Below are 19,952 nucleotides of genomic sequence, written 5' to 3'. Positions count from 1 at the left end.
CTTACCGTTGAGAAAAAGGAGTCGCCATGTCTGAATATCGTCGTTATTACATCAAGGGGGGAACCTGGTTTTTCACGGTGAATTTACGCAATCGTCGAAGCCAACTCTTGACCACCCAGTACCAGATGCTCCGTAACGCCATTATTAAAGTTAAGCGAGACAGGCCTTTTGAAATCAACGCCTGGGTCGTTTTGCCAGAGCATATGCATTGCATATGGACATTACCTGAAGGCGATGATGATTTTTCCTCTCGCTGGCGGGAAATTAAAAAGCAATTTACCCATGCTTGTGGATTGAAAAATATCTGGCAACCACGTTTTTGGGAGCACACCATCCGCAATACCAAAGATTATAGGCATCATGTTGATTATATTTATATAAATCCAGTAAAGCATGGTTGGGTAAAGCAAGTGAGTGATTGGCCATTCTCAACGTTCCATCGCGATGTCGAGCGAGGGTTATATCCCATCGATTGGGCGGGGGACGTAACGGATATAAATGCTGGCGAGCGTATCATTTTATAATTATGCGCAGATGCCTGATGCGACGCTGGCGCGTCTTATCGTGCCTACAAACTTGTGCCGCATCCGGCAATTGTGCGCGGATGCCTGATGCGACGCTGGCACATCTTATCATGCCTACAAACCTGCGCCTGAACGGTAGGCCGGATAAGGCGTTCACGCCGCATCCGGCGGTTATGCACCGATGCCTGATGCGACGCTGACGCGTCTTATCATGCCTACATCAACGCCCCCATAATCTTCAACTCCAGCTCATCCGGCACTTCGTTATACGACAGCACATGCAGCCCCGGCGCAAACAACCTTGCATAACGCGCCAGCAAAGGGCGCAGCTGCGGTGGCACCAGCAGCACCGGGTCTTTCCCCGCCGCTTTCATCTGCTCTTTCACCTGTGGCATCGTGCTCTGGAACTGGTTGAGCATATTCGGGTCCACTGGCACGCTGTCAAGCATCACTTTCCCGCCCTGTTGCGCCTGATTCACCACATTGGTCAGCAGATTTTCCAGTTCATTATTCAGCGTATACACCGTCAGCTCCTGCTTGCGAACGAACGGATGGGTAATGCTGCGCCGCAGCGCCAGGCGCACATCAGCTGCCAGCAGAATATGATCTTTGGTCACCGCGCTACTGGCGACCAGCACGGTGGCGATGGTGACGATATCGCGCAGGGAAACGCCTTCGGTCAGCAGCGCCCGGTACACTTTCAGCAACTGGCTGTAATTGAGCGCCGCGCTTAAATCTTCCGCCAGGCGCGGTGCCATCGACGCCAAACGGTTATGCAACTGCGTAATATCATCATAGTTAAACAAATCAGGAATATAGCTGCGCACAATCTTGTTCACATGGGTAGCAATCACGCTGGCGCTGTCGATCACCTGATACCCCATATTCAGCGCCTTCGCCTTCTGCGCAGGCTGGATCCAGGTGACCGGCATCCCATACGCCGGGTCGTTCCCCAGCACGCCGTCAATCTCGCCGTAGGTTTCGCTGGAGGGCAGGGCCATCAGTTTATCCGCCGGAATATCCGCTTCATCAGCCTTAATGCCGTTGATGAAAATAGCGTACTGGCTGGGCTTAAGGCGGAAGTTTTCCCGAATGCGGATCTCCGGCAGCAGCACGCCGTTGCCGTCAGAAATCACCTGTCGCACGCCGCGAATACGCTGGGTGAGCGGGTTGCCCTGGGCTTTGTCCACCAGCGCCACCAGCTTGTAGCCGAGGCTTAAGCTGATGGGCTCGATCAGCGGAATGGTTTCCCAACTGACCTGTTGCTCGCTGGTTTCGGTGATGGTGCGGGTCAGCGTTTCGAGACTTTTCTCTTCCGCTTCCGCCGCCTGCGGGCGTTTGCTCATCCGCCAGCCGGTAAAGCCAAGCAGGGCGCTGAACAGCAAAAACGGCAGATGCGGCATTCCCGGCACCACCGCCAGCACAAACATAATCCCGGTAGCGGTGTAGAGCACCGACGGGCTTGCCAGCAGCTGGTGGCGCACGTCATGGGCGATATCGCCGTTGTCGCTGACGCGGGTGACGATAATCGCCGCCGCCGTGGAGAGCAGCAGGGAAGGGATCTGCGCCACCAGGCCGTCGCCGATGGTCATCAGCACATACTGCTGGAAGGCAGCATCGGCGCTCAGGTTGTATTTGAAGATCCCGATACAGACGCCGCCGATCAGGTTGATCGCCAGAATCATCATCCCGGCGATGGCGTCCCCGCGCACAAACTTCGACGCCCCGTCCATCGCGCCGTAGAAATCGGCCTCGCTGGCAACATCTTTACGCCGGGTTTGCGCCTGCGCCTGGTTAATCAATCCGGCATTAAGATCGGCATCAATCGCCATCTGCTTGCCGGGCATCGCGTCCAGGGTAAAGCGGGCAGAAACCTCGGAAATACGCTCGGCCCCTTTGGTGACGACGATAAAGTTGATTGTCAACAGCGTCAGTAAATCCGAGCGTGAAAGCATTATCGCCGCGCTGCACGGGCAGTCGATTTTCAATGGTGGCGGGCTGTCGCCGTTAAATAAAATCAGCCCGTCTCATCCGCCAAAACCTGCCACCGTGGCGGTGCCGGAAGAGACGGAGAAAAAAGCGCGCGACGTCAATGAGAAAACGGCGCTGCTGAAGAAGAAATCCGCCACCGAGCTTGGCGAGCTGGCAACCAGTATCACCACCATTGCCCGTGATGCGCATATGGAAGCGAATCTGGAGATGGAGATTGTTCCCCAGGGATTACGCGTGCTGATTAAAGACGACCAGAATCGCAATATGTTCGAACGCGGCAGCGCGCAGATTATGCCGTTCTTTAAAACGCTGCTGGTGGAGCTCGCGCCAGTGTTCGACTCGCTCGATAACAAAATTATTATTACCGGGCATACCGATGCGATGGCTTACAAAAACAATATCTACGACAACTGGAACCTTTCGGGTGACCGCGCGCTTTCGGCTCGTCGGGTGCTGGAAGAGGCCGGAATGCCGGAAGATAAAGTGATGCAGGTAAGCGCAATGGCGGACCAGATGCTGCTGGATTCCAAAAATCCGCAAAGCGCGGGCAACCGGCGCATTGAGATTATGGTGCTGACCAAAAGTGCGTCCGATACGCTGTATCAATACTTTGGTCAGCATGGGGATAAAGTGGTGCAGCCGCTGGTGCAAAAGCTGGATAAGCAGCAGGTGCTTTCGCAGCGAACGCGTTAAATGCTGAATCTTTACGCATTTCTCAAACTCTGAAATCACTGTATACTTTACCAGTGTTGAGAGGTGAGCAATGCGTAAAATCATTCATGTGGATATGGACTGCTTTTTCGCAGCGGTGGAGATGCGCGACAATCCCGCCCTGCGCGATATCCCTATTGCTATTGGCGGCAGCCGCGAACGTCGGGGGGTGATCAGTACCGCCAATTATCCCGCGCGTAAATTTGGCGTACGTAGCGCTATGCCGACAGGGATGGCGCTCAAATTATGCCCGCATCTCACCTTGCTTCCGGGGCGCTTTGACGCCTACAAAGAAGCCTCAAATCATATCCGCGAAATCTTCTCGCGCTACACCTCGCGTATTGAACCGTTGTCACTGGATGAGGCTTATCTCGACGTCACCGATAGCGTCCATTGCCACGGTTCTGCGACCCTCATCGCCCAGGAAATCCGCCAGACGATTTTCAACGAGCTGCAACTGACGGCGTCTGCGGGCGTGGCACCCGTAAAGTTTCTCGCCAAAATCGCCTCCGACATGAATAAACCCAACGGCCAGTTTGTGATTACGCCGGCAGAAGTTCCGGCATTTTTACAAACCTTACCACTGGCAAAAATCCCCGGCGTCGGCAAAGTCTCGGCGGCAAAACTGGAAGCGATGGGGCTACGAACCTGCGGTGATGTACAAAAGTGTGATCTGGTGATGCTGCTTAAACGCTTTGGCAAATTTGGCCGCATTTTGTGGGAGCGTAGTCAGGGGATTGACGAGCGCGACGTTAACAGCGAACGGTTGCGAAAATCCGTCGGCGTGGAACGCACGATGGCGGAAGATATCCACCACTGGTCTGAATGTGAAGCGATTATCGAGCGGCTGTATCCGGAACTTGAACGCCGTCTGGCAAAGGTGAAACCTGATTTACTGATTGCTCGCCAGGGGGTGAAATTAAAGTTTGATGATTTTCAGCAAACCACTCAGGAGCACGTCTGGCCGCGGCTGAATAAAGCTGACTTAATCGCCACCGCGCGTAAAACCTGGGATGAACGCCGCGGCGGGCGCGGTGTGCGACTGGTGGGGCTGCATGTGACGTTGCTTGATCCGCAAATGGAAAAACAACTGGTGCTGGGATTATGATGTATACTATTATGTCTATTCTGGTGTGCATTATTATGAGGGGATCACTGCATGCATCGAATTCTCGCTGAAAAATCGGTCAATATTACTGAGTTACGTAAAAACCCAGCTAAATACTTTATTGATCAACCGGTTGCGGTTCTTTCTAATAATCGCCCCGCAGGATATCTCTTAAGTGCCAGCGCATTCGAAGCGTTAATGGACATGCTTGCTGAACAAGAGGAGAAAAAGCCCATAAAGGCGCGCTTCCGTCCAAGTGCTGCAAGATTAGAGGAAATTACACGCCGAGCTGAAAAATATCTTAATGATATGACGGATGATGATTTCAATGACTTTAAGGAATAAGGATGCGGGTATTCAAAACAAAACTTATTCGCCTGCAACTTACAGCAGAGGAACTTGATGCGTTAACGGCGGATTTTATTTCCTATAAGCGTGACGGTGTTTTGCCAGATATATTTGGTCGCGATGCACTCTACGACGACTCGTTTACCTGGCCATTAATCAAATTTGAGCGAGTTGCTCATATTCATCTGGCAAATGTGAATAATCCATTTCCGCCACAGTTGCGCCAATTCAGCAGAACGAATGACGAAGCGCATTTGGTATATTGTCAGGGTGCGTTTGATGAGCAAGCATGGTTGCTCATTGCCATTCTGAAACCTGAACCTCATAAACAGGCTCGAGATAACAACCAAATGCATAAAATTGGGAAAATGGCAGAAGCGTTTCGCATGCGTTTTTGAATTTATATTATGAATAACATACAAATAAGAGACTATCAGCCTGGCGATTTTCAGCAACTATGCGCTATTTTCATTAGAGCGGTTACGATGATCTCCAGTCAGCATTATTCACCACAACAAATTGCCGCCTGGGCGCAGATTGACGAATCTCGCTGGAAGGAGAAACTCGCGAAATCACAAGTGCGGGTTGCCGTCATTAATGCACAACCGGTTGGTTTTATTACCTGCGTTGAACGTTATATCGATATGTTATTTGTTGACCCTGAATACACCCGCCGCGGGGTTGCCTGCGCTTTGTTAAAACCTTTGATTAAGTCTGAATCCGAACTTACGGTGGACGCCAGCATAACCGCAAAACCCTTTTTTGAACGTTATGGTTTTCAGACAGTTAAGCAGCAGCGCGTTGAATGCCGGGGAACGTGGTTTACTAATTTTTATATGCGATATAAACCGCAATATTAAATCCAGCTTGCAATGAAAATAACGCCCGCCTGGTATGTGCGCGTTTTCTTATTCCACAAACTGCAAGGAGGTAAATCATGACAAATCCTTTATCAATGACTCTTTGCAGACCTTTCCAGGATTAATTCTTTTTTTCTTGCCCTGGATTCGTCTGCCATTTCCTGATTTTTATATTTATATACTCTAAATAATTCGAGTCGCAGTACATGCAACTTGAAGTATGACGAGTATAAATGGAATGGTACATGGGCAAATATATTCGTCCCTTATCCGATGCGGTATTTACCATCGCATCTGATGACCTGTGGATCGAGAGTTTAGCGATCCAACAATTACACACCACGGCAAATTTACCCAACATGCAGCGCGTAGTGGGGATGCCAGATTTACACCCCGGACGCGGCTACCCGATTGGCGCAGCGTTCTTCTCTGTTGGTCGTTTTTACCCGACAAGACGTCGCTGTAACGGTGCTGGAAACAGAAACGGGCCGCTACTCTGACACGCTGCGTTCGGCGCTGGTTTCTCTGGATGGCGATAACGCATGGGCATTAAGCGAAAGCTGGTGTGGCACTATTCAGTGGATTTGTCCGAGTCCGTATCGGCCTCATCATGGGCGCAAAAACTGGTTTCTGGGCATTGGGCGTTTTACCGCTGATGAGAAGGAACAATCGGATGCAATCCGTTATGAGACGCTGCGTTCGTCGGGGCCGGGCGGTCAACATGTCAATAAAACCGACTCGGCGGTACGCGCCACGCATCTGGCATCCGGTATTAGCGTGAAGGTTCAGTCAGAGCGCAGCCAGCATGCTAACAAACGGCTGGCGCGATTGCTGATTGCCTGGAAGCTGGAGCAGCAGCAACAGGAAAATAGCGCGGCGCTGAAATCGCAGCGGCGAATGTTCCATCACCAGATTGAACGTGGCAACCCGCGACGGACATTTACAGGGATGGCTTTTATCGAAGGATAATGAAGGATGAAACTGCCGGAAGGTGATTAAACGCCATCCGGCAGCAAATCAAATAATTACTTCGCCGGAATTTCTTTCAGCAGTTCAGTCAGCAGTGTCCAGTAATGACCTACGCTTTTGATGTGAACTTGCTCATCCGGAGAGTGTGGACCGGTGATAGTTGGCCCGATAGAAACCATGTCCATTTCCGGATACGGTTTTTTAAACAGACCACATTCCAGGCCCGCGTGGATAATCTGGATGTTCGGCGTCTTGTTGAACAGGCGCTGATAGGTTTCACGTACCAGATGCATCACCGGAGAATTAGCGTCCGGCTGCCAGCCAGGATATGCGCCTTTCGCTTCGGTTTTCGCGCCAGCCAGTTTACCCAGCGAATCCAGCATGCTCACCACGTAGTCTTTACCGCTGTCGATCAGTGAACGGATCAGGCAGTGAATTTCTACGTTATTGTCAGTCATGGTCACCACACCGACGTTCAGGGAGGTTTCGACCACACCTTTTGCCACGTCGGAATTGCGGATCACACCGTTCGGGGTGGCGTTCAGCAGACGAATAAAGGTATCGCGAGATTTCGCAATCAGAGCAGCTTTATCGTTCGCTACAGAGTCCAGCAACAAGGCCAGATTCTTCTCTTTCTCTGCCAGCTCGTTTTTCAGGATGTCCTGATAGGTATTCACCAGAGATTTCAGGGCGTCGACTTTATCAGCTGCGACAGCAATGGTCGCAAAGGCTTCACGCGGGATGGCGTTACGCAGTGTGCCACCGTTGAAATCGATAAGGCGCAGGTCCAGCTCTTCCGCATGACCCGCCAGGAAGCGCACCAGCAGTTTGTTGGCATTACCCAGGCCAACGTGGATTTCACCGCCGGAGTGACCGCCTTTTAGACCTTTTAAGGTTAACTTGAAGGTTTCAAAGCCAGCTGGAACCGCTTCACGATCCAAATGCAGGTTGGAGGTGAAGTCGATACCCCCCGCGCAACCCATGTAGATTTCACCTTCTTCTTCGGAGTCGGTGTTAATCAGAATATCAGCCTGCAACCAGTTGCTCTGTAAGCCGAACGCACCGTCCATACCGGCTTCTTCGGTCATGGTCAGCAGCACTTCCAGCGGGCCGTGAACCACGTTTTCGTCAGCCAGAACCGCCAGCGCAGACGCCATACCAATGCCGTTATCTGCACCCAGCGTGGTGCCGCGCGCTTTAACCCATTCGCCATCAATATAAGGCTGGATAGGATCTTTCGTGAAGTCATGCACGGTGTCGTTATTTTTCTGCGGCACCATATCGAGGTGGGCCTGCAAGACGACCGGTTTACGATTTTCCATACCTGCGGTGGCAGGTTTACGAATCAGGATATTACCTACCTGATCGCGTTCGACATGGAAACCTTTCTCTTTTGCCCAACCAACAATGTATTCAGCGAGTTGCTCTTCATGATAGGACGGGTGAGGAATAGAACAGATTTTGGCAAAAATATCCCACAGCGGCTGTGGAGATAATTGAGACAGTTCAGACACGTTAAGTCTCCTTGTCGATCACCCGCAAAACAGTATTGCAGGTCACAGGGTTAGCAGAAAATGTTGTCAACACAAGACAGGCTTGCGAGATATGTTTGAGAATACCACTTTATCCCGCGTCAGGGAGAGGCAGTGCGTAAAAAGACGCGGACTCATGTGAAATACTGGTTTTTAGTGCGCCAGATCTCTATAATCTCGCGCAACCTATTTTCCCCTCGAACACTTTTTAAGCCGTAGATAAACAGGCTGGGACACTTCACATGAGCGAAAAATACATCGTCACCTGGGACATGTTGCAGATCCATGCACGTAAACTCGCAAGCCGACTGATGCCTTCTGAACAATGGAAAGGCATTATTGCCGTAAGCCGTGGCGGTCTGGTACCGGGTGCGTTACTGGCGCGTGAACTGGGTATTCGTCATGTCGATACCGTTTGTATTTCCAGCTACGATCACGACAACCAGCGCGAGCTTAAAGTGCTGAAACGCGCAGAAGGCGATGGCGAAGGCTTCATCGTTATTGATGACCTGGTGGATACCGGTGGTACTGCGGTTGCGATTCGTGAAATGTATCCAAAAGCGCACTTTGTCACCATCTTCGCAAAACCGGCTGGTCGTCCGCTGGTTGATGACTATGTTGTTGATATCCCGCAAGATACCTGGATCGAACAGCCGTGGGATATGGGCGTCGTATTCGTCCCGCCAATCTCCGGTCGCTAATCTTTTCAACGCCTGGCACTGCCGGGCGTTGTTCTTTTTAACTTCAGGCAGGTTACAATAGTTTCCAGTAAGTATTCTGGAGGCTGCATCCATGACACAGGCAAACCTGAGCGAAACCCTGTTCAAACCCCGCTTTAAACATCCTGAAACCTCGACGCTAGTCCGCCGCTTTAATCACGGCGCACAACCGCCTGTGCAGTCGGCTCTTGATGGTAAAACCATCCCTCACTGGTATCGCATGATTAACCGTCTGATGTGGATCTGGCGCGGTATTGACCCACGTGAAATCCTCGACGTCCAGGCACGTATTGTGATGAGCGATGCTGAACGTACCGACGATGATTTATACGATACTGTGATTGGCTACCGTGGTGGCAACTGGATTTATGAGTGGGCCACCCAGGCGATGGTGTGGCAACAAAAAGCCTGTGCGGAAGAAGATCCGCAACTCAGTGGTCGACACTGGCTGCATGCGGCTACGTTGTACAACATTGCCGCCTATCCTCATCTGAAAGGAGATGACCTGGCCGAGCAAGCGCAGGCTTTATCAAACCGCGCCTATGAAGAGGCCGCCCAGCGTCTGCCGGGCACGATGCGGCAGATGGAGTTTACCGTACCCGGCGGTGCGCCCATCACCGGCTTTTTGCATATGCCGAAAGGCGATGGCCCGTTCCCGACAGTATTAATGTGTGGTGGTCTGGATGCGATGCAGACGGACTATTACAGCCTGTATGAACGTTATTTTGCGCCGCGCGGCATTGCGATGCTGACTATTGATATGCCATCGGTGGGCTTTTCTTCAAAATGGAAGCTCACCCAGGACTCCAGCCTGTTGCATCAGCACGTCTTAAAGGCGCTGCCTAACGTACCGTGGGTGGATCACACTCGCGTCGCGGCCTTTGGTTTCCGTTTCGGCGCTAACGTTGCCGTGCGTCTGGCATATCTTGAATCGCCGCGTCTGAAAGCGGTTGCCTGTCTTGGTCCGGTAGTTCATACCCTGTTGAGTGATTTTAAGTGCCAGCAACAGGTGCCGGAAATGTATCTTGACGTTCTGGCCAGTCGTTTGGGGATGCATGATGCTTCCGATGAAGCGTTGCGCGTGGAGCTGAATCGCTATTCATTAAAAGTGCAAGGATTGCTGGGACGTCGCTGCCCAACGCCAATGTTATCAGGCTACTGGAAGAACGATCCGTTCAGCCCGGAAGAGGACTCACGCTTAATCACCTCATCATCTGCTGACGGTAAATTATTAGAGATCCCATTTAACCCGGTGTATCGGAATTTTGACAAAGGTCTTCAGGAAATCACAGACTGGATCGAAAAACGTTTGTGTTAAAAATTTGCTAAATTTTGCCAATTTGGTAAAACAGTTGCATCACAACAGGAGATAGCAATGACGTTACCGAGTGGACACCCGAAGAGCAGATTGATCAAAAAATTTACCGCACTAGGCCCGTATATTCGTGAAGGTAAGTGCGAAGATAATCGATTCTTTTTCGATTGTCTGGCTGTATGCGTCAACGTGAAACCGGCACCGGAAGTGCGTGAGTTCTGGGGCTGGTGGATGGAGCTTGAAGCGCAGGAATCCCGTTTTACCTACAGTTACCAGTTTGGTCTGTTCGATAAAGCAGGCGACTGGAAGAGTGTTCCGGTAAAAGACACTGAAGTGGTTGAACGACTGGAGCACACCCTACGTGAGTTTCACGAGAAGCTGCGTGAACTGCTGACGACGCTGAATCTGAAGCTGGAACCGGCGGATGATTTTCGTGATGAACCGGTGAAGTTAACGGCGTGAGTGAAATGTGCCGGATGTATCACATCCGGCAATATCCATTAAAACTGATAGGTCATGCCAACCGCGACAATATCATCATTATTAATATTCAATTTGTTATCGCTATCCAGTTGGTTGATTTTATAATCAACAAAGGCTGACATATTTTTGTTGAAATAATACGTAGCACCGACGTCGATATAATTGACCAGATCTTCATCACCGATACCTTCAATATCTTTCCCTTTCGATAAGACATAACCCAGCGATGGACGCAGACCAAAGTCAAACTGGTATTGAGCGACCGCTTCAAAGTTCTGTGTCTTATTGGCAAAGCCGCCAGTTATTGGCGTCATTTTGCGTGTTTCAGAATAGAAAGTTGCCAGATAAATATTATTGGCATCGTATTTCAGACCTGTTGCCCATGCTTCTGCACGCTTGCCTGTGCCACGGCTTTGCAGGTTCTGCTCGTTGGTGCGATCTGAGTTGGTATAGGCCCCACTAATGGCGAAATCGCTGCCGCCAAAGTCATATGTCAATGACATGCCGAAGCCATCGCCGTTTTGCTTTTTAACGTCGCGGTTTTCGTTTTTCCCTTGATATTGCAGGGTTAAGTTCAGGCCATCGATAACGCCGAAGAAGTCGGTGTTCCGATACGTCGCCAGACCGCTGGCGCGTTTGGTCATAAAGTTGTCGGTCTGCGCCGAGGAATCGCCACCAAATTCCGGGAACATATCGGTCCAGGCTTCCACGTCATACAACGCGCCCAGGTTACGACCATAATCGAAAGAACCCAAATCTTTATATTTCAACCCGGCAAAAGCGAGACGCGTTTTTTGCTGTGCAGTATCACTCTCTGCTTTATTACCGGCAAACTCTGCTTCCCAACGACCATAACCAGTCAGTTGATCGTTAATTTGTGTTTCGCCTTTAAAACCAAAACGGATATAACTCTGGTCGCCATCTTTACTGGCGTTATCACTCATATAATGCATGGCTTTAACTTTGCCATAGACATCCAGTTTATTACCGTCTTTATTATATATTTCTGCAGCCTGTACAGATGCAGATGCCACAATGCCCATCACCACTAATGCCAGAGTGCTCTTTTTCATTTTCATTCCTGATTTTAATTAACGCGCGAATATTCAGCGGGAGAGTCCCGTTGAAAACAGGAAAGTTTTTAACCTGAGATTGTTAAAGATATATTACAGATTAATAATATTCTTAAAATGTGGTAATTTATTAAATCTGTAATAAAAGCGTAAACAACTGCCGCTAGGCTTGCTGATCCCGCGCAACAAAACGCCATGCTTTGCTCGCAGATGGTTGGCAACCGACGACAGTCCTGCTAAAACGTTCGTTTGATATCATTTTTCCTAAAATTGAATGGCAGAGAATCATGAGTGACAGCCAGACGCTGGTGGTAAAACTCGGCACCAGTGTGCTAACAGGCGGATCGCGCCGTCTGAACCGTGCCCATATCGTTGAACTTGTTCGCCAGTGCGCGCAGTTACATGCCGCCGGGCATCGGATTGTTATTGTGACGTCGGGCGCGATCGCCGCCGGACGTGAGCACCTGGGTTACCCGGAACTGCCAGCGACCATCGCCTCGAAACAACTGCTGGCGGCGGTAGGGCAGAGTCGACTGATTCAACTGTGGGAACAGCTGTTTTCGATTTATGGCATTCACGTCGGGCAAATGCTGCTAACCCGTGCTGATATGGAAGACCGTGAACGCTTCCTGAACGCCCGCGACACCCTGCGAGCGTTGCTCGATAACAATATCGTTCCGGTAATCAATGAGAACGATGCTGTCGCTACGGCAGAGATTAAGGTCGGCGATAACGATAACCTTTCTGCGCTGGCGGCGATTCTTGCGGGTGCCGATAAACTGTTGCTGCTGACCGATCAAAAAGGTTTGTATACCGCTGACCCGCGCAGCAATCCGCAGGCAGAACTGATTAAAGATGTTTACGGCATTGATGACGCACTGCGCGCGATTGCCGGTGACAGCGTTTCAGGCCTCGGAACTGGCGGCATGAGTACCAAATTGCAGGCCGCTGACGTGGCTTGCCGTGCGGGTATCGACACCATTATTGCCGCGGGCAGCAAGCCGGGCGTTATTGGTGATGTGATGGAAGGCATTTCCGTCGGTACGCTGTTCCATGCCCAGGCGACTCCGCTTGAAAACCGTAAACGCTGGATTTTCGGTGCGCCGCCGGCGGGTGAAATCACGGTAGATGAAGGGGCAACTGCCGCCATTCTTGAACGCGGCAGCTCCCTGTTGCCGAAAGGCATTAAAAGCGTGACTGGCAATTTCTCGCGTGGTGAAGTCATCCGCATTTGCAACCTCGAAGGTCGCGATATCGCCCACGGCGTCAGTCGTTACAACAGCGATGCATTACGCCGTATTGCCGGGCACCACTCGCAAGAAATTGATGCAATACTGGGATATGAATACGGCCCGGTTGCCGTTCACCGTGATGACATGATTACCCGTTAAGGAGCAGGCTGATGCTGGAACAAATGGGCATTGCCGCGAAGCAAGCCTCGTATAAATTAGCGCAACTCTCCAGCCGCGAAAAAAATCGCGTGCTGGAAAAAATCGCCGATGAACTGGAAGCACAAAGCGAAATCATCCTCAACGCTAACGCCCAGGATGTTGCTGACGCGCGAGCCAATGGCCTTAGCGAAGCGATGCTTGACCGTCTGGCACTGACGCCCGCACGGCTGAAAGGCATTGCCGACGATGTACGTCAGGTGTGCAACCTCGCCGATCCGGTGGGGCAGGTAATCGATGGCGGCGTACTGGACAGCGGCCTGCGTCTTGAGCGTCGTCGCGTACCGCTGGGGGTTATTGGCGTGATTTATGAAGCGCGCCCGAACGTGACGGTTGATGTCGCTTCGCTGTGCCTGAAAACCGGTAATGCGGTGATCCTGCGCGGTGGCAAAGAAACGTGTCGCACTAACGCTGCAACGGTGGCGGTGATTCAGGACGCCCTGAAATCCTGCGGCTTACCGGCGGGTGCCGTGCAGGCGATTGATAATCCTGACCGTGCGCTGGTCAGTGAAATGCTGCGTATGGATAAATACATCGACATGCTGATCCCGCGTGGTGGCGCTGGTTTGCATAAACTGTGCCGTGAACAGTCGACAATCCCGGTGATCACAGGTGGTATAGGCGTATGCCATATTTACGTTGATGAAAGTGTAGAGATCGCTGAAGCATTAAAAGTGATCGTCAACGCGAAAACTCAGCGTCCGAGCACATGTAATACGGTTGAAACGTTGCTGGTGAATAAAAACATCGCCGATAGCTTCCTGCCCGCATTAAGCAAACAAATGGCGGAAAGCGGCGTGACATTACACGCAGATGCAGCTGCACTGGCGCAGTTGCAGGCAGGCCCTGCGAAGGTGGTTGCTGTTAAAGCCGAAGAGTATGACGATGAGTTTCTGTCATTAGATTTGAACGTCAAAATCGTCAGCGATCTTGACGATGCCATCGCCCATATTCGTGAACACGGCACACAACACTCCGATGCGATCCTGACCCGCGATATGCGCAACGCCCAGCGTTTTGTTAACGAAGTGGATTCGTCCGCTGTTTACGTTAACGCCTCTACGCGTTTTACCGACGGCGGCCAGTTTGGACTGGGTGCGGAAGTGGCGGTAAGCACACAAAAACTGCACGCACGTGGCCCAATGGGGCTGGAAGCACTGACCACTTACAAGTGGATCGGCATTGGTGATTACACCATTCGTGCGTAAATAAAACCGGGTGATGCAAAAGTAGCCATTTGATTCACAAGGCCATTGACGCATCGCCCGGTTAGTTTTAACCTTGTCCACCGTGATTCACGTTCGTGAACATGTCCTTTCAGGGCCGATATAGCTCAGTTGGTAGAGCAGCGCATTCGTAATGCGAAGGTCGTAGGTTCGACTCCTATTATCGGCACCATCTTTTCTCGTAAAATCATTGAGTTACTATTGCAGTGTTTTGCTTTGTTCAACACTAATGTGCAATTTTGCGCGTTGTAGGTGTGGCAAGATTGTGGCAACAATAATTGTTTAATTTAGCACTACAAAGCGAAAGCCTACATGAGTTCAATTGCGTCTCATATTTGAAATTTTGTGGGGGAAGGCGTAAGATGACAATGCTCTTTAGCGTATTATGGATTTACCACCTGATTGGTCAAATCTAGTTGGGCGTTGCGCCAAACTCTAATTTATTGATTACATTTACAGTTGCGGAACAAACTTTTTGAGCCGCAATCCAGTAGGTTGCGGATCAAAAAGTTTGTTCCGCGGCTTCAAGTAAAGAGCCTGGACCTAGGGATGGACAGGGAACTTAAAGCTCCTTGTTCATCTCTTGGTACTAGTTATTGACTGGTAAACGGAACAAGCTGGTAATGAGCATCGACATTGAAACGACACTTCAAAAAGCTTACCCCGATTTTGACGTACTTTTAAAATCAAGACCAGCGACACACTACAAAGTATACAAAATTCCAAAGCGTACAATTGGCTATCGTATCATAGCTCAACCTACGCCACGAGTAAAAGCAATACAAAGGGATATAATTGAAATACTCAAACAGCATACTCATATCCACGATGCAGCCACAGCGTATGTTGATGGGAAGAATATATTAGATAACGCCAAGATACATCAAAGCTCAGTTTATTTATTAAAGCTAGATTTGGTCAATTTTTTTAATAAAATAACACCGGAACTTTTATTTAAGGCATTAGCTAGACAAAAAGTAGATATTTCAGATACCAACAAAAATTTATTAAAACAATTTTGTTTTTGGAATAGAACAAAAAGAAAAAATGGTGCGTTAGTTTTAAGTGTAGGAGCACCAAGCTCTCCTTTTATATCGAATATTGTTATGAGCAGCTTCGATGAAGAGATAAGTTCTTTTTGCAAGGAAAATAAAATATCTTACTCAAGATATGCTGACGACTTAACTTTTTCAACAAATGAAAGAGATGTTTTAGGGTTAGCTCATCAAAAAGTAAAAACAACATTAATTCGTTTTTTTGGCACGCGGATTATTATTAATAATAACAAGATCGTATATTCTTCTAAAGCACATAATCGCCATGTCACAGGAGTGACGTTAACTAATAATAATAAATTATCACTAGGAAGAGAAAGGAAAAGATATATTACTTCTTTAGTATTTAAATTTAAAGAAGGCAAACTTTCGAATGTAGATATTAATCATCTTAGAGGCTTGATCGGTTTTGCTTATAATATTGAGCCAGCTTTTATTGAAAGACTTGAGAAAAAATATGGAGAATCAACCATTAAGTCTATCAAGAAATACTCTGAAGGAGGATAAATGGAACAGAACTTACCGAGTAGAATAACTAAATTAATTAAAAAATCGGAAAGCGGCGATTTTGCTTCTTCGTATCAGCTTTATAAAGTATTTGGCTCGAAAGAGTACGGAGTTGAGCCAGATGAAAAAATGTCTGATTACTTCAAAGAATTATCAGCTAAACAGTTAGAAGGTGGTCAACTGAGAGTTGCTGATATTCATTTGGAAAACTACAAAGGGTTTGAGTCCCTAATAATGGATTTTTCCATGAAAAAAAACTCTACAATTTTAGTAGGAAATAATGGCTGTGGGAAGTCGACGATTCTCGATGCAATCCAGAAGGGGTTAACACATCTATCCTCGAGATTATCTACTCGCTCGCATAATGGCGATGGTATCGAAAAACATGAGTTAAGAAAAGGACAAAACTATGCATCGATCGCTATAAATTACGACTATATGGGAATACGTTTTCCTATGATCATAGCTACAACTGAACCTGGTTATGAGGATAGAGCAAAAAGTAACTATAGCGGTATTAATGAGTTAGGAAGCATTTTCAAAACAGCCCATTCAATCAATCCAAATGTTTCATTTCCTTTAATTGCAATGTATACAGTTGAAAGGGCTAATGACGTTTCTACTAGAGATATTGAGAATTCAGAAGAAATTAAAGAAGCTCAAATCTGGGATAAATTCAAAGCATATAATAAGAGCCTGACAGGAAAGGCTGATTTCAAATTATTCTTCAGATGGTTTAAAGAACTAATAGAAATCGAAAACTCTGACAACGCTGATATAACAGCATTAAGAGCAGAGATTCGTGCTAAAGAAAAAGACTTAGACAATCCATTGCTAAAAGCTCTTCTGGCAGAAAATAAAAATTCTGAGACTACTAAAAAATTGTTAGAAGATCATCAAAACTCTCTGAAAGTTTTAAAAGAGAAATTAAATAGCTATTATTCAGTCAATAGTAAAACATTACACACTGTTGAAGATGCAATGTATTCTTTCCTTCCTGGTTTTAGCAACCTTAAACTTCAAAGGGCGCCTCTTGATCTGATAGTGGATAAGAATAATGTTTCCTTAAGTGTTCTGCAATTATCTCAAGGTGAAAAAACCATTTTAGCATTAATTGCAGATATTGCTCGTAGATTGACATTGTTAAACCCTAATAGTGTTAACCCTTTGGACGGTACTGGAATTGTATTAATCGATGAAATAGACCTCCATTTACATCCATCATGGCAGCAAAATATTATTCCTCGTCTTGAGAAAACGTTTAAGAATATTCAATTTATAGTCACGACTCATAGTCCACAAGTTTGTCATACTATTGATAGTCAGAATATATGGTTGTTAAAGAATGGCCAAAAGTTTAAAGCACCGAAAGGAGTTAGAGGAGCAATATCTTCTTGGGTACTGGAGAACTTGTTCGAAGTTGCTCAAAGGCCGCCAGAGGATAAGTACACAAAGCTCTTACAGGAATATAAAAATTTAGTATTTTCAGAAAAATATGCTAGTGAAGATGCAAGAAAGCTAGGTGCTACTTTATCCCAACATTTCGGACCGGATGATGAAACCTTAGTTGAGTTAAAGCTTGAAATTGAAAAAAGAATTTGGGAGGATGATTTTGAAAAGGATCAATAAAACTGCTGAAGATCAATTCTTAATTAATTTTAAAGCTCAAAATCCAAATGGGACTTGGGATGAATTTAGGAATCATGAACAAGGTATTTTATATAAGAGGTTAAAGCAACACATTTGCAATGATCAAATGTACCTTTGTGCGTATTGTGAGATAGATTTAGATCGAGAAAATGAACATGAAATAAAAGTAGAGCATTTCAAATCTAAATCTGGTTCGCTCCCTGGTGGAAGTAACTGGCATTTAGAGTGGTCTAATCTCTTAGCTGTATGCCTAGGAGGTACAAATACAGGTGATGATTTCGAATTACCAGCTAATCTAAGTTGTGATTCATATAAGTCACATTATGAAGACAAAAATAAAATCAATGATAAAGACTGGACAGGCAAAATCCTGTTACCTTTAACGCTTCCGGATGCACACAATTTTTTTACTTTCGAGAAAGTTACAGGTAAGTTGCTACCTAATGAATCATACTGTAATACTATTAGCATAGATGGTAAACCTGCTGCAGAAACACTAAGTATTGTAACTAAAACAATAGAAGTTCTAAATTTAAACTGCAGCAGGCTAAATAATGCCAGAAGAAAACTGCTGTTTCACTTTAATAATTGCGCACGTGAAAGAAACTTGAGAAAGCTCCATAATCTATTATTACAATGGAATCAAGGTGAGCCTAAATTTTTCCAAACGACACGAGATATAATAATTCGTGATGATAGAATCTGCCAAGGGTTACTGAACGGAACGATAAGATATTAATAAAGGGAAAATCTTACATGCGCAGATTCTACTCGTTATTATCCTAAATGATAATAAGTTAAATATCCTGCGCATTATTTATATTATCGTAAAGGAATGAATTTAGAGCGCATCCAATTATTATGATTTTTATGTAGATTCCACCAAAAATAAGCATCGGTATTAAATATCTCTGAAAGAGATAAACATTCTTTTTTTGTTATTGAAGATTCATTTTTCAGTATATCAACCATCCTTTCATAAGAAATATCCATTTTATTAGATAATTCATAAGCTGACATTCCTAATGGCTTTAAAAATTCTAATGACAGCATTTCTCCTACGGTTGTAGGTGCAGCACTTTTCGTCTTCACATAAACCACCTTTTTAAAAGGGTACATACTAATCTTATCACCAACAATAGCTTCACAACAATGTTCCAATTTGCATTTATATGATGATTCAATATAGAATTTTAGTCTAATATGGGATCTGCTCTACGTCCAGAGCTTCAAATAAACAAGCCCGACCTTACCAGTCGGGTTTGATGTCCCTATCTCAAGTCTGCTTTCTATGGTGAGTAGTGTTCCTAAGCACTACAAACACTTCTGTTTTTCTATCTAATAATATCTTTTACCTATATATGCATTATATATATTAAAATTGTTTAGCTATACAAATAGTCTGGAAAGTTTTTCTGAACAGTTTTTCTTATTGGGTTTCGATATATCCGTTGCTAATGATGGTGCTCTCACCATTATTTTTGTCCGTAAAAGTTAGCTAATCTTTATGCGCAACTATAGCTATAATTTCTATTTTACAATTTGTTTCATTTTATTTATTGCTATTTTGTTTAGCTAAACAACTTTTATTTCTTGAGCATATCCTGTGTATTTATCCACAAATTCTGTTAATAAGTGTGTTTATAACTTGTGCTTAATATTGTTTGTTTATGACATATAAGGGGCGCTTTCATGACATATGAGGGGCAAACTATTGACATATGAGGTAGGGCATTTTTTTAAAATCAATTACAAAACAACAGATTAGCTATTGTTTTATTGCGCTCTAACCAGATCTTTAACCATATATATAACCAAAATACTAAAAGACTTATTAAAACCTTATTGCTGTGCAAAAAACAAACAAAAATAGAACTGGCCTAGTGGTTTTTTATTTCCTTGGGATGTTGAGGTGTTGACAGAAATATTTCAGGTGTTAATTTTTCGGTATTCTCAATTCTTAACGTTGATTTGCAAATTTTAGCGGCTAAAAATTTAGCGGCTAAAACCCTGATAAAATTTCTGAGAGATAGGTTCTGCTATGAAACCAGTTATGCCTGAACTTATAACCGTTGAAGAGTTAGCTTTTGCATTGAAGAAAACAGTTAAAAGTATCCGTAGTGATGCCACACGGAATCCTAAATGCCTTCCTCCCAGATGCCGCCTTCCCGGCAATAAGCGCCTTTTGTGGCGGCGAGAAGATGTTAAAGAGTGGATAGATAATTCTGTTGAACCAGCGGTGGAAATTCGCGATTTAATGCAGTGCACGGAAACAGTTCAAAAGAAACGTGGTAGGCCGCCGAAGATAAAACCGAGAGAATAACTATCTTCGAGTAGGGTATTTAAAAAAGTTTCCTTTCAGAAAACACATGCGTTACACACTTAATACATGACTAAACCTGTAGAAATACATCAAAAAAACACACTACGTA

The 19,952-nt window shown here is 46.5% G+C and carries 18 protein-coding genes, 1 tRNA gene and 3 pseudogenes; 18 read left to right on the top strand and 4 right to left on the bottom strand.

Annotation, left to right across the window (positions count from 1 at the left end; translation table 11 throughout):
- Positions 1–26 precede the first annotated feature (26 nt).
- A complete protein-coding gene (gene rayT, locus AB4H76_RS18320; RefSeq protein WP_000006261.1) occupies positions 27–524 on the top strand; it encodes an REP-associated tyrosine transposase RayT in 498 nt (165 codons plus the stop codon).
- A 215-nt stretch (positions 525–739) separates the two neighbouring features.
- Here rayT and AB4H76_RS18315 read toward each other — a convergent pair.
- Positions 740–2,458: pseudogene (locus AB4H76_RS18315) on the bottom strand (flagellar biosynthesis protein FlhA); the annotation flags it as partial.
- On the opposite strand from AB4H76_RS18315, the gene lafU reads away from it, so the two are divergent.
- From lafU to prfH, 7 genes and pseudogenes are all read left to right on the top strand, one after another.
- The gene (gene lafU / locus AB4H76_RS18310) at positions 2,424–3,209 is read left to right on the top strand and encodes a putative lateral flagellar export/assembly protein LafU (protein ID WP_000207564.1); all 786 of its coding nucleotides are present in this window, start codon (positions 2,424–2,426) and stop codon (positions 3,207–3,209) included. The pseudogene AB4H76_RS18315 and the gene lafU overlap by 35 nt on opposite strands.
- Before the next feature lie 70 nt (positions 3,210–3,279).
- Positions 3,280–4,335, top strand: coding sequence for a DNA polymerase IV (gene dinB, locus AB4H76_RS18305; protein ID WP_085452615.1), 1,056 nt, complete (start codon positions 3,280–3,282; stop codon positions 4,333–4,335).
- Positions 4,336–4,386: 51 nt separating this feature from the next.
- A complete protein-coding gene (gene yafN / locus AB4H76_RS18300; RefSeq protein ID WP_000554757.1) occupies positions 4,387–4,680 on the top strand; it encodes a type I toxin-antitoxin system antitoxin YafN in 294 nt (97 codons plus the stop codon).
- Between the two features lie 2 nt (positions 4,681–4,682).
- Positions 4,683–5,081, top strand: coding sequence for a type II toxin-antitoxin system mRNA interferase toxin YafO (gene yafO / locus AB4H76_RS18295; RefSeq protein WP_001263493.1), 399 nt, complete (start codon positions 4,683–4,685; stop codon positions 5,079–5,081).
- Between the two features lie 9 nt (positions 5,082–5,090).
- A complete protein-coding gene (locus AB4H76_RS18290; protein WP_001059847.1) occupies positions 5,091–5,543 on the top strand; it encodes a GNAT family N-acetyltransferase in 453 nt (150 codons plus the stop codon).
- 245 nt (positions 5,544–5,788) lie between these two features.
- Positions 5,789–5,992, top strand: a pseudogene (locus tag AB4H76_RS18285) (RtcB family protein); the annotation flags it as partial.
- Positions 5,993–6,005: 13 nt separating this feature from the next.
- A pseudogene (gene prfH / locus AB4H76_RS18280) lies at positions 6,006–6,512 on the top strand (peptide chain release factor H); the annotation flags it as partial.
- Positions 6,513–6,568: 56 nt separating this feature from the next.
- Here the strand turns inward: prfH and pepD are convergent.
- Positions 6,569–8,026: a cytosol nonspecific dipeptidase gene (gene pepD, locus AB4H76_RS18275; RefSeq protein WP_001293003.1), complete on the bottom strand. Its 1,458-nt coding sequence runs from the start codon at positions 8,024–8,026 to the stop codon at positions 6,569–6,571.
- A gap of 260 nt (positions 8,027–8,286) precedes the next feature.
- Here pepD and gpt point away from each other — a divergent pair, with 260 nt between their 5' ends.
- From gpt to crl, 3 genes are all read left to right on the top strand, one after another.
- Positions 8,287–8,745, top strand: coding sequence for a xanthine phosphoribosyltransferase (gene gpt / locus AB4H76_RS18270; protein WP_001291990.1), 459 nt, complete (start codon positions 8,287–8,289; stop codon positions 8,743–8,745).
- A 91-nt stretch (positions 8,746–8,836) separates the two neighbouring features.
- Positions 8,837–10,081 carry an esterase FrsA gene (frsA, locus tag AB4H76_RS18265; protein ID WP_000189541.1) on the top strand — a complete coding sequence of 415 codons (1,245 nt, stop codon included), beginning with the start codon at positions 8,837–8,839 and terminating at the stop codon, positions 10,079–10,081.
- 57 nt (positions 10,082–10,138) lie between these two features.
- Positions 10,139–10,540, top strand: coding sequence for a sigma factor-binding protein Crl (crl, locus tag AB4H76_RS18260; protein ID WP_000174677.1), 402 nt, complete (start codon positions 10,139–10,141; stop codon positions 10,538–10,540).
- A gap of 38 nt (positions 10,541–10,578) precedes the next feature.
- On the opposite strand, the gene phoE is transcribed toward crl, so the two are convergent.
- Positions 10,579–11,634 (bottom strand): phosphoporin PhoE, encoded by a 1,056-nt coding sequence (gene phoE, locus AB4H76_RS18255; RefSeq protein WP_053901249.1) that lies wholly within the window; start codon positions 11,632–11,634, stop codon positions 10,579–10,581.
- A gap of 287 nt (positions 11,635–11,921) precedes the next feature.
- Between phoE and proB the strand changes: the two genes are divergently transcribed.
- From proB to AB4H76_RS18225, 6 genes are all read left to right on the top strand, one after another.
- Complete coding sequence (proB, locus tag AB4H76_RS18250; RefSeq protein WP_001285288.1) at positions 11,922–13,025, top strand: glutamate 5-kinase; 1,104 nt, start codon at positions 11,922–11,924, stop codon at positions 13,023–13,025.
- A gap of 11 nt (positions 13,026–13,036) precedes the next feature.
- Positions 13,037–14,290: a glutamate-5-semialdehyde dehydrogenase gene (gene proA / locus AB4H76_RS18245; protein WP_000893278.1), complete on the top strand. Its 1,254-nt coding sequence runs from the start codon at positions 13,037–13,039 to the stop codon at positions 14,288–14,290.
- Between the two features lie 114 nt (positions 14,291–14,404).
- Positions 14,405–14,480 (top strand) — tRNA-Thr (locus AB4H76_RS18240).
- A 451-nt stretch (positions 14,481–14,931) separates the two neighbouring features.
- The gene (locus AB4H76_RS18235) at positions 14,932–15,870 is read left to right on the top strand and encodes a retron St85 family RNA-directed DNA polymerase (protein WP_001403504.1); all 939 of its coding nucleotides are present in this window, start codon (positions 14,932–14,934) and stop codon (positions 15,868–15,870) included.
- The gene (ptuA, locus tag AB4H76_RS18230) at positions 15,871–17,499 is read left to right on the top strand and encodes a retron Ec78 anti-phage system effector ATPase PtuA (RefSeq protein WP_024202047.1); all 1,629 of its coding nucleotides are present in this window, start codon (positions 15,871–15,873) and stop codon (positions 17,497–17,499) included.
- Positions 17,450–18,259, top strand: coding sequence for a retron system putative HNH endonuclease (locus AB4H76_RS18225; protein WP_226867247.1), 810 nt, complete (start codon positions 17,450–17,452; stop codon positions 18,257–18,259). The genes ptuA and AB4H76_RS18225 overlap by 50 nt, the downstream gene beginning before the upstream one ends.
- An 83-nt stretch (positions 18,260–18,342) precedes the next feature.
- On the opposite strand, the gene AB4H76_RS18220 is transcribed toward AB4H76_RS18225, so the two are convergent.
- Positions 18,343–18,612: a HigA family addiction module antitoxin gene (locus AB4H76_RS18220; protein ID WP_071606680.1), complete on the bottom strand. Its 270-nt coding sequence runs from the start codon at positions 18,610–18,612 to the stop codon at positions 18,343–18,345.
- A gap of 949 nt (positions 18,613–19,561) precedes the next feature.
- On the opposite strand from AB4H76_RS18220, the gene AB4H76_RS18215 reads away from it, so the two are divergent.
- Positions 19,562–19,843, top strand: a complete 282-nt coding sequence (locus AB4H76_RS18215) for a hypothetical protein (protein WP_226886279.1) — start codon at positions 19,562–19,564, stop codon at positions 19,841–19,843.
- The last annotated feature ends 109 nt before the right edge of the window (positions 19,844–19,952 follow it).

Source organism: Escherichia sp. UTM R2, from assembly GCF_048593455.1.
GTDB lineage: Bacteria > Pseudomonadota > Gammaproteobacteria > Enterobacterales > Enterobacteriaceae > Escherichia > Escherichia coli.
Note: the sequence above shows the minus strand (reverse complement) of the source record. Positions and strands in the feature narration are given on the sequence as shown.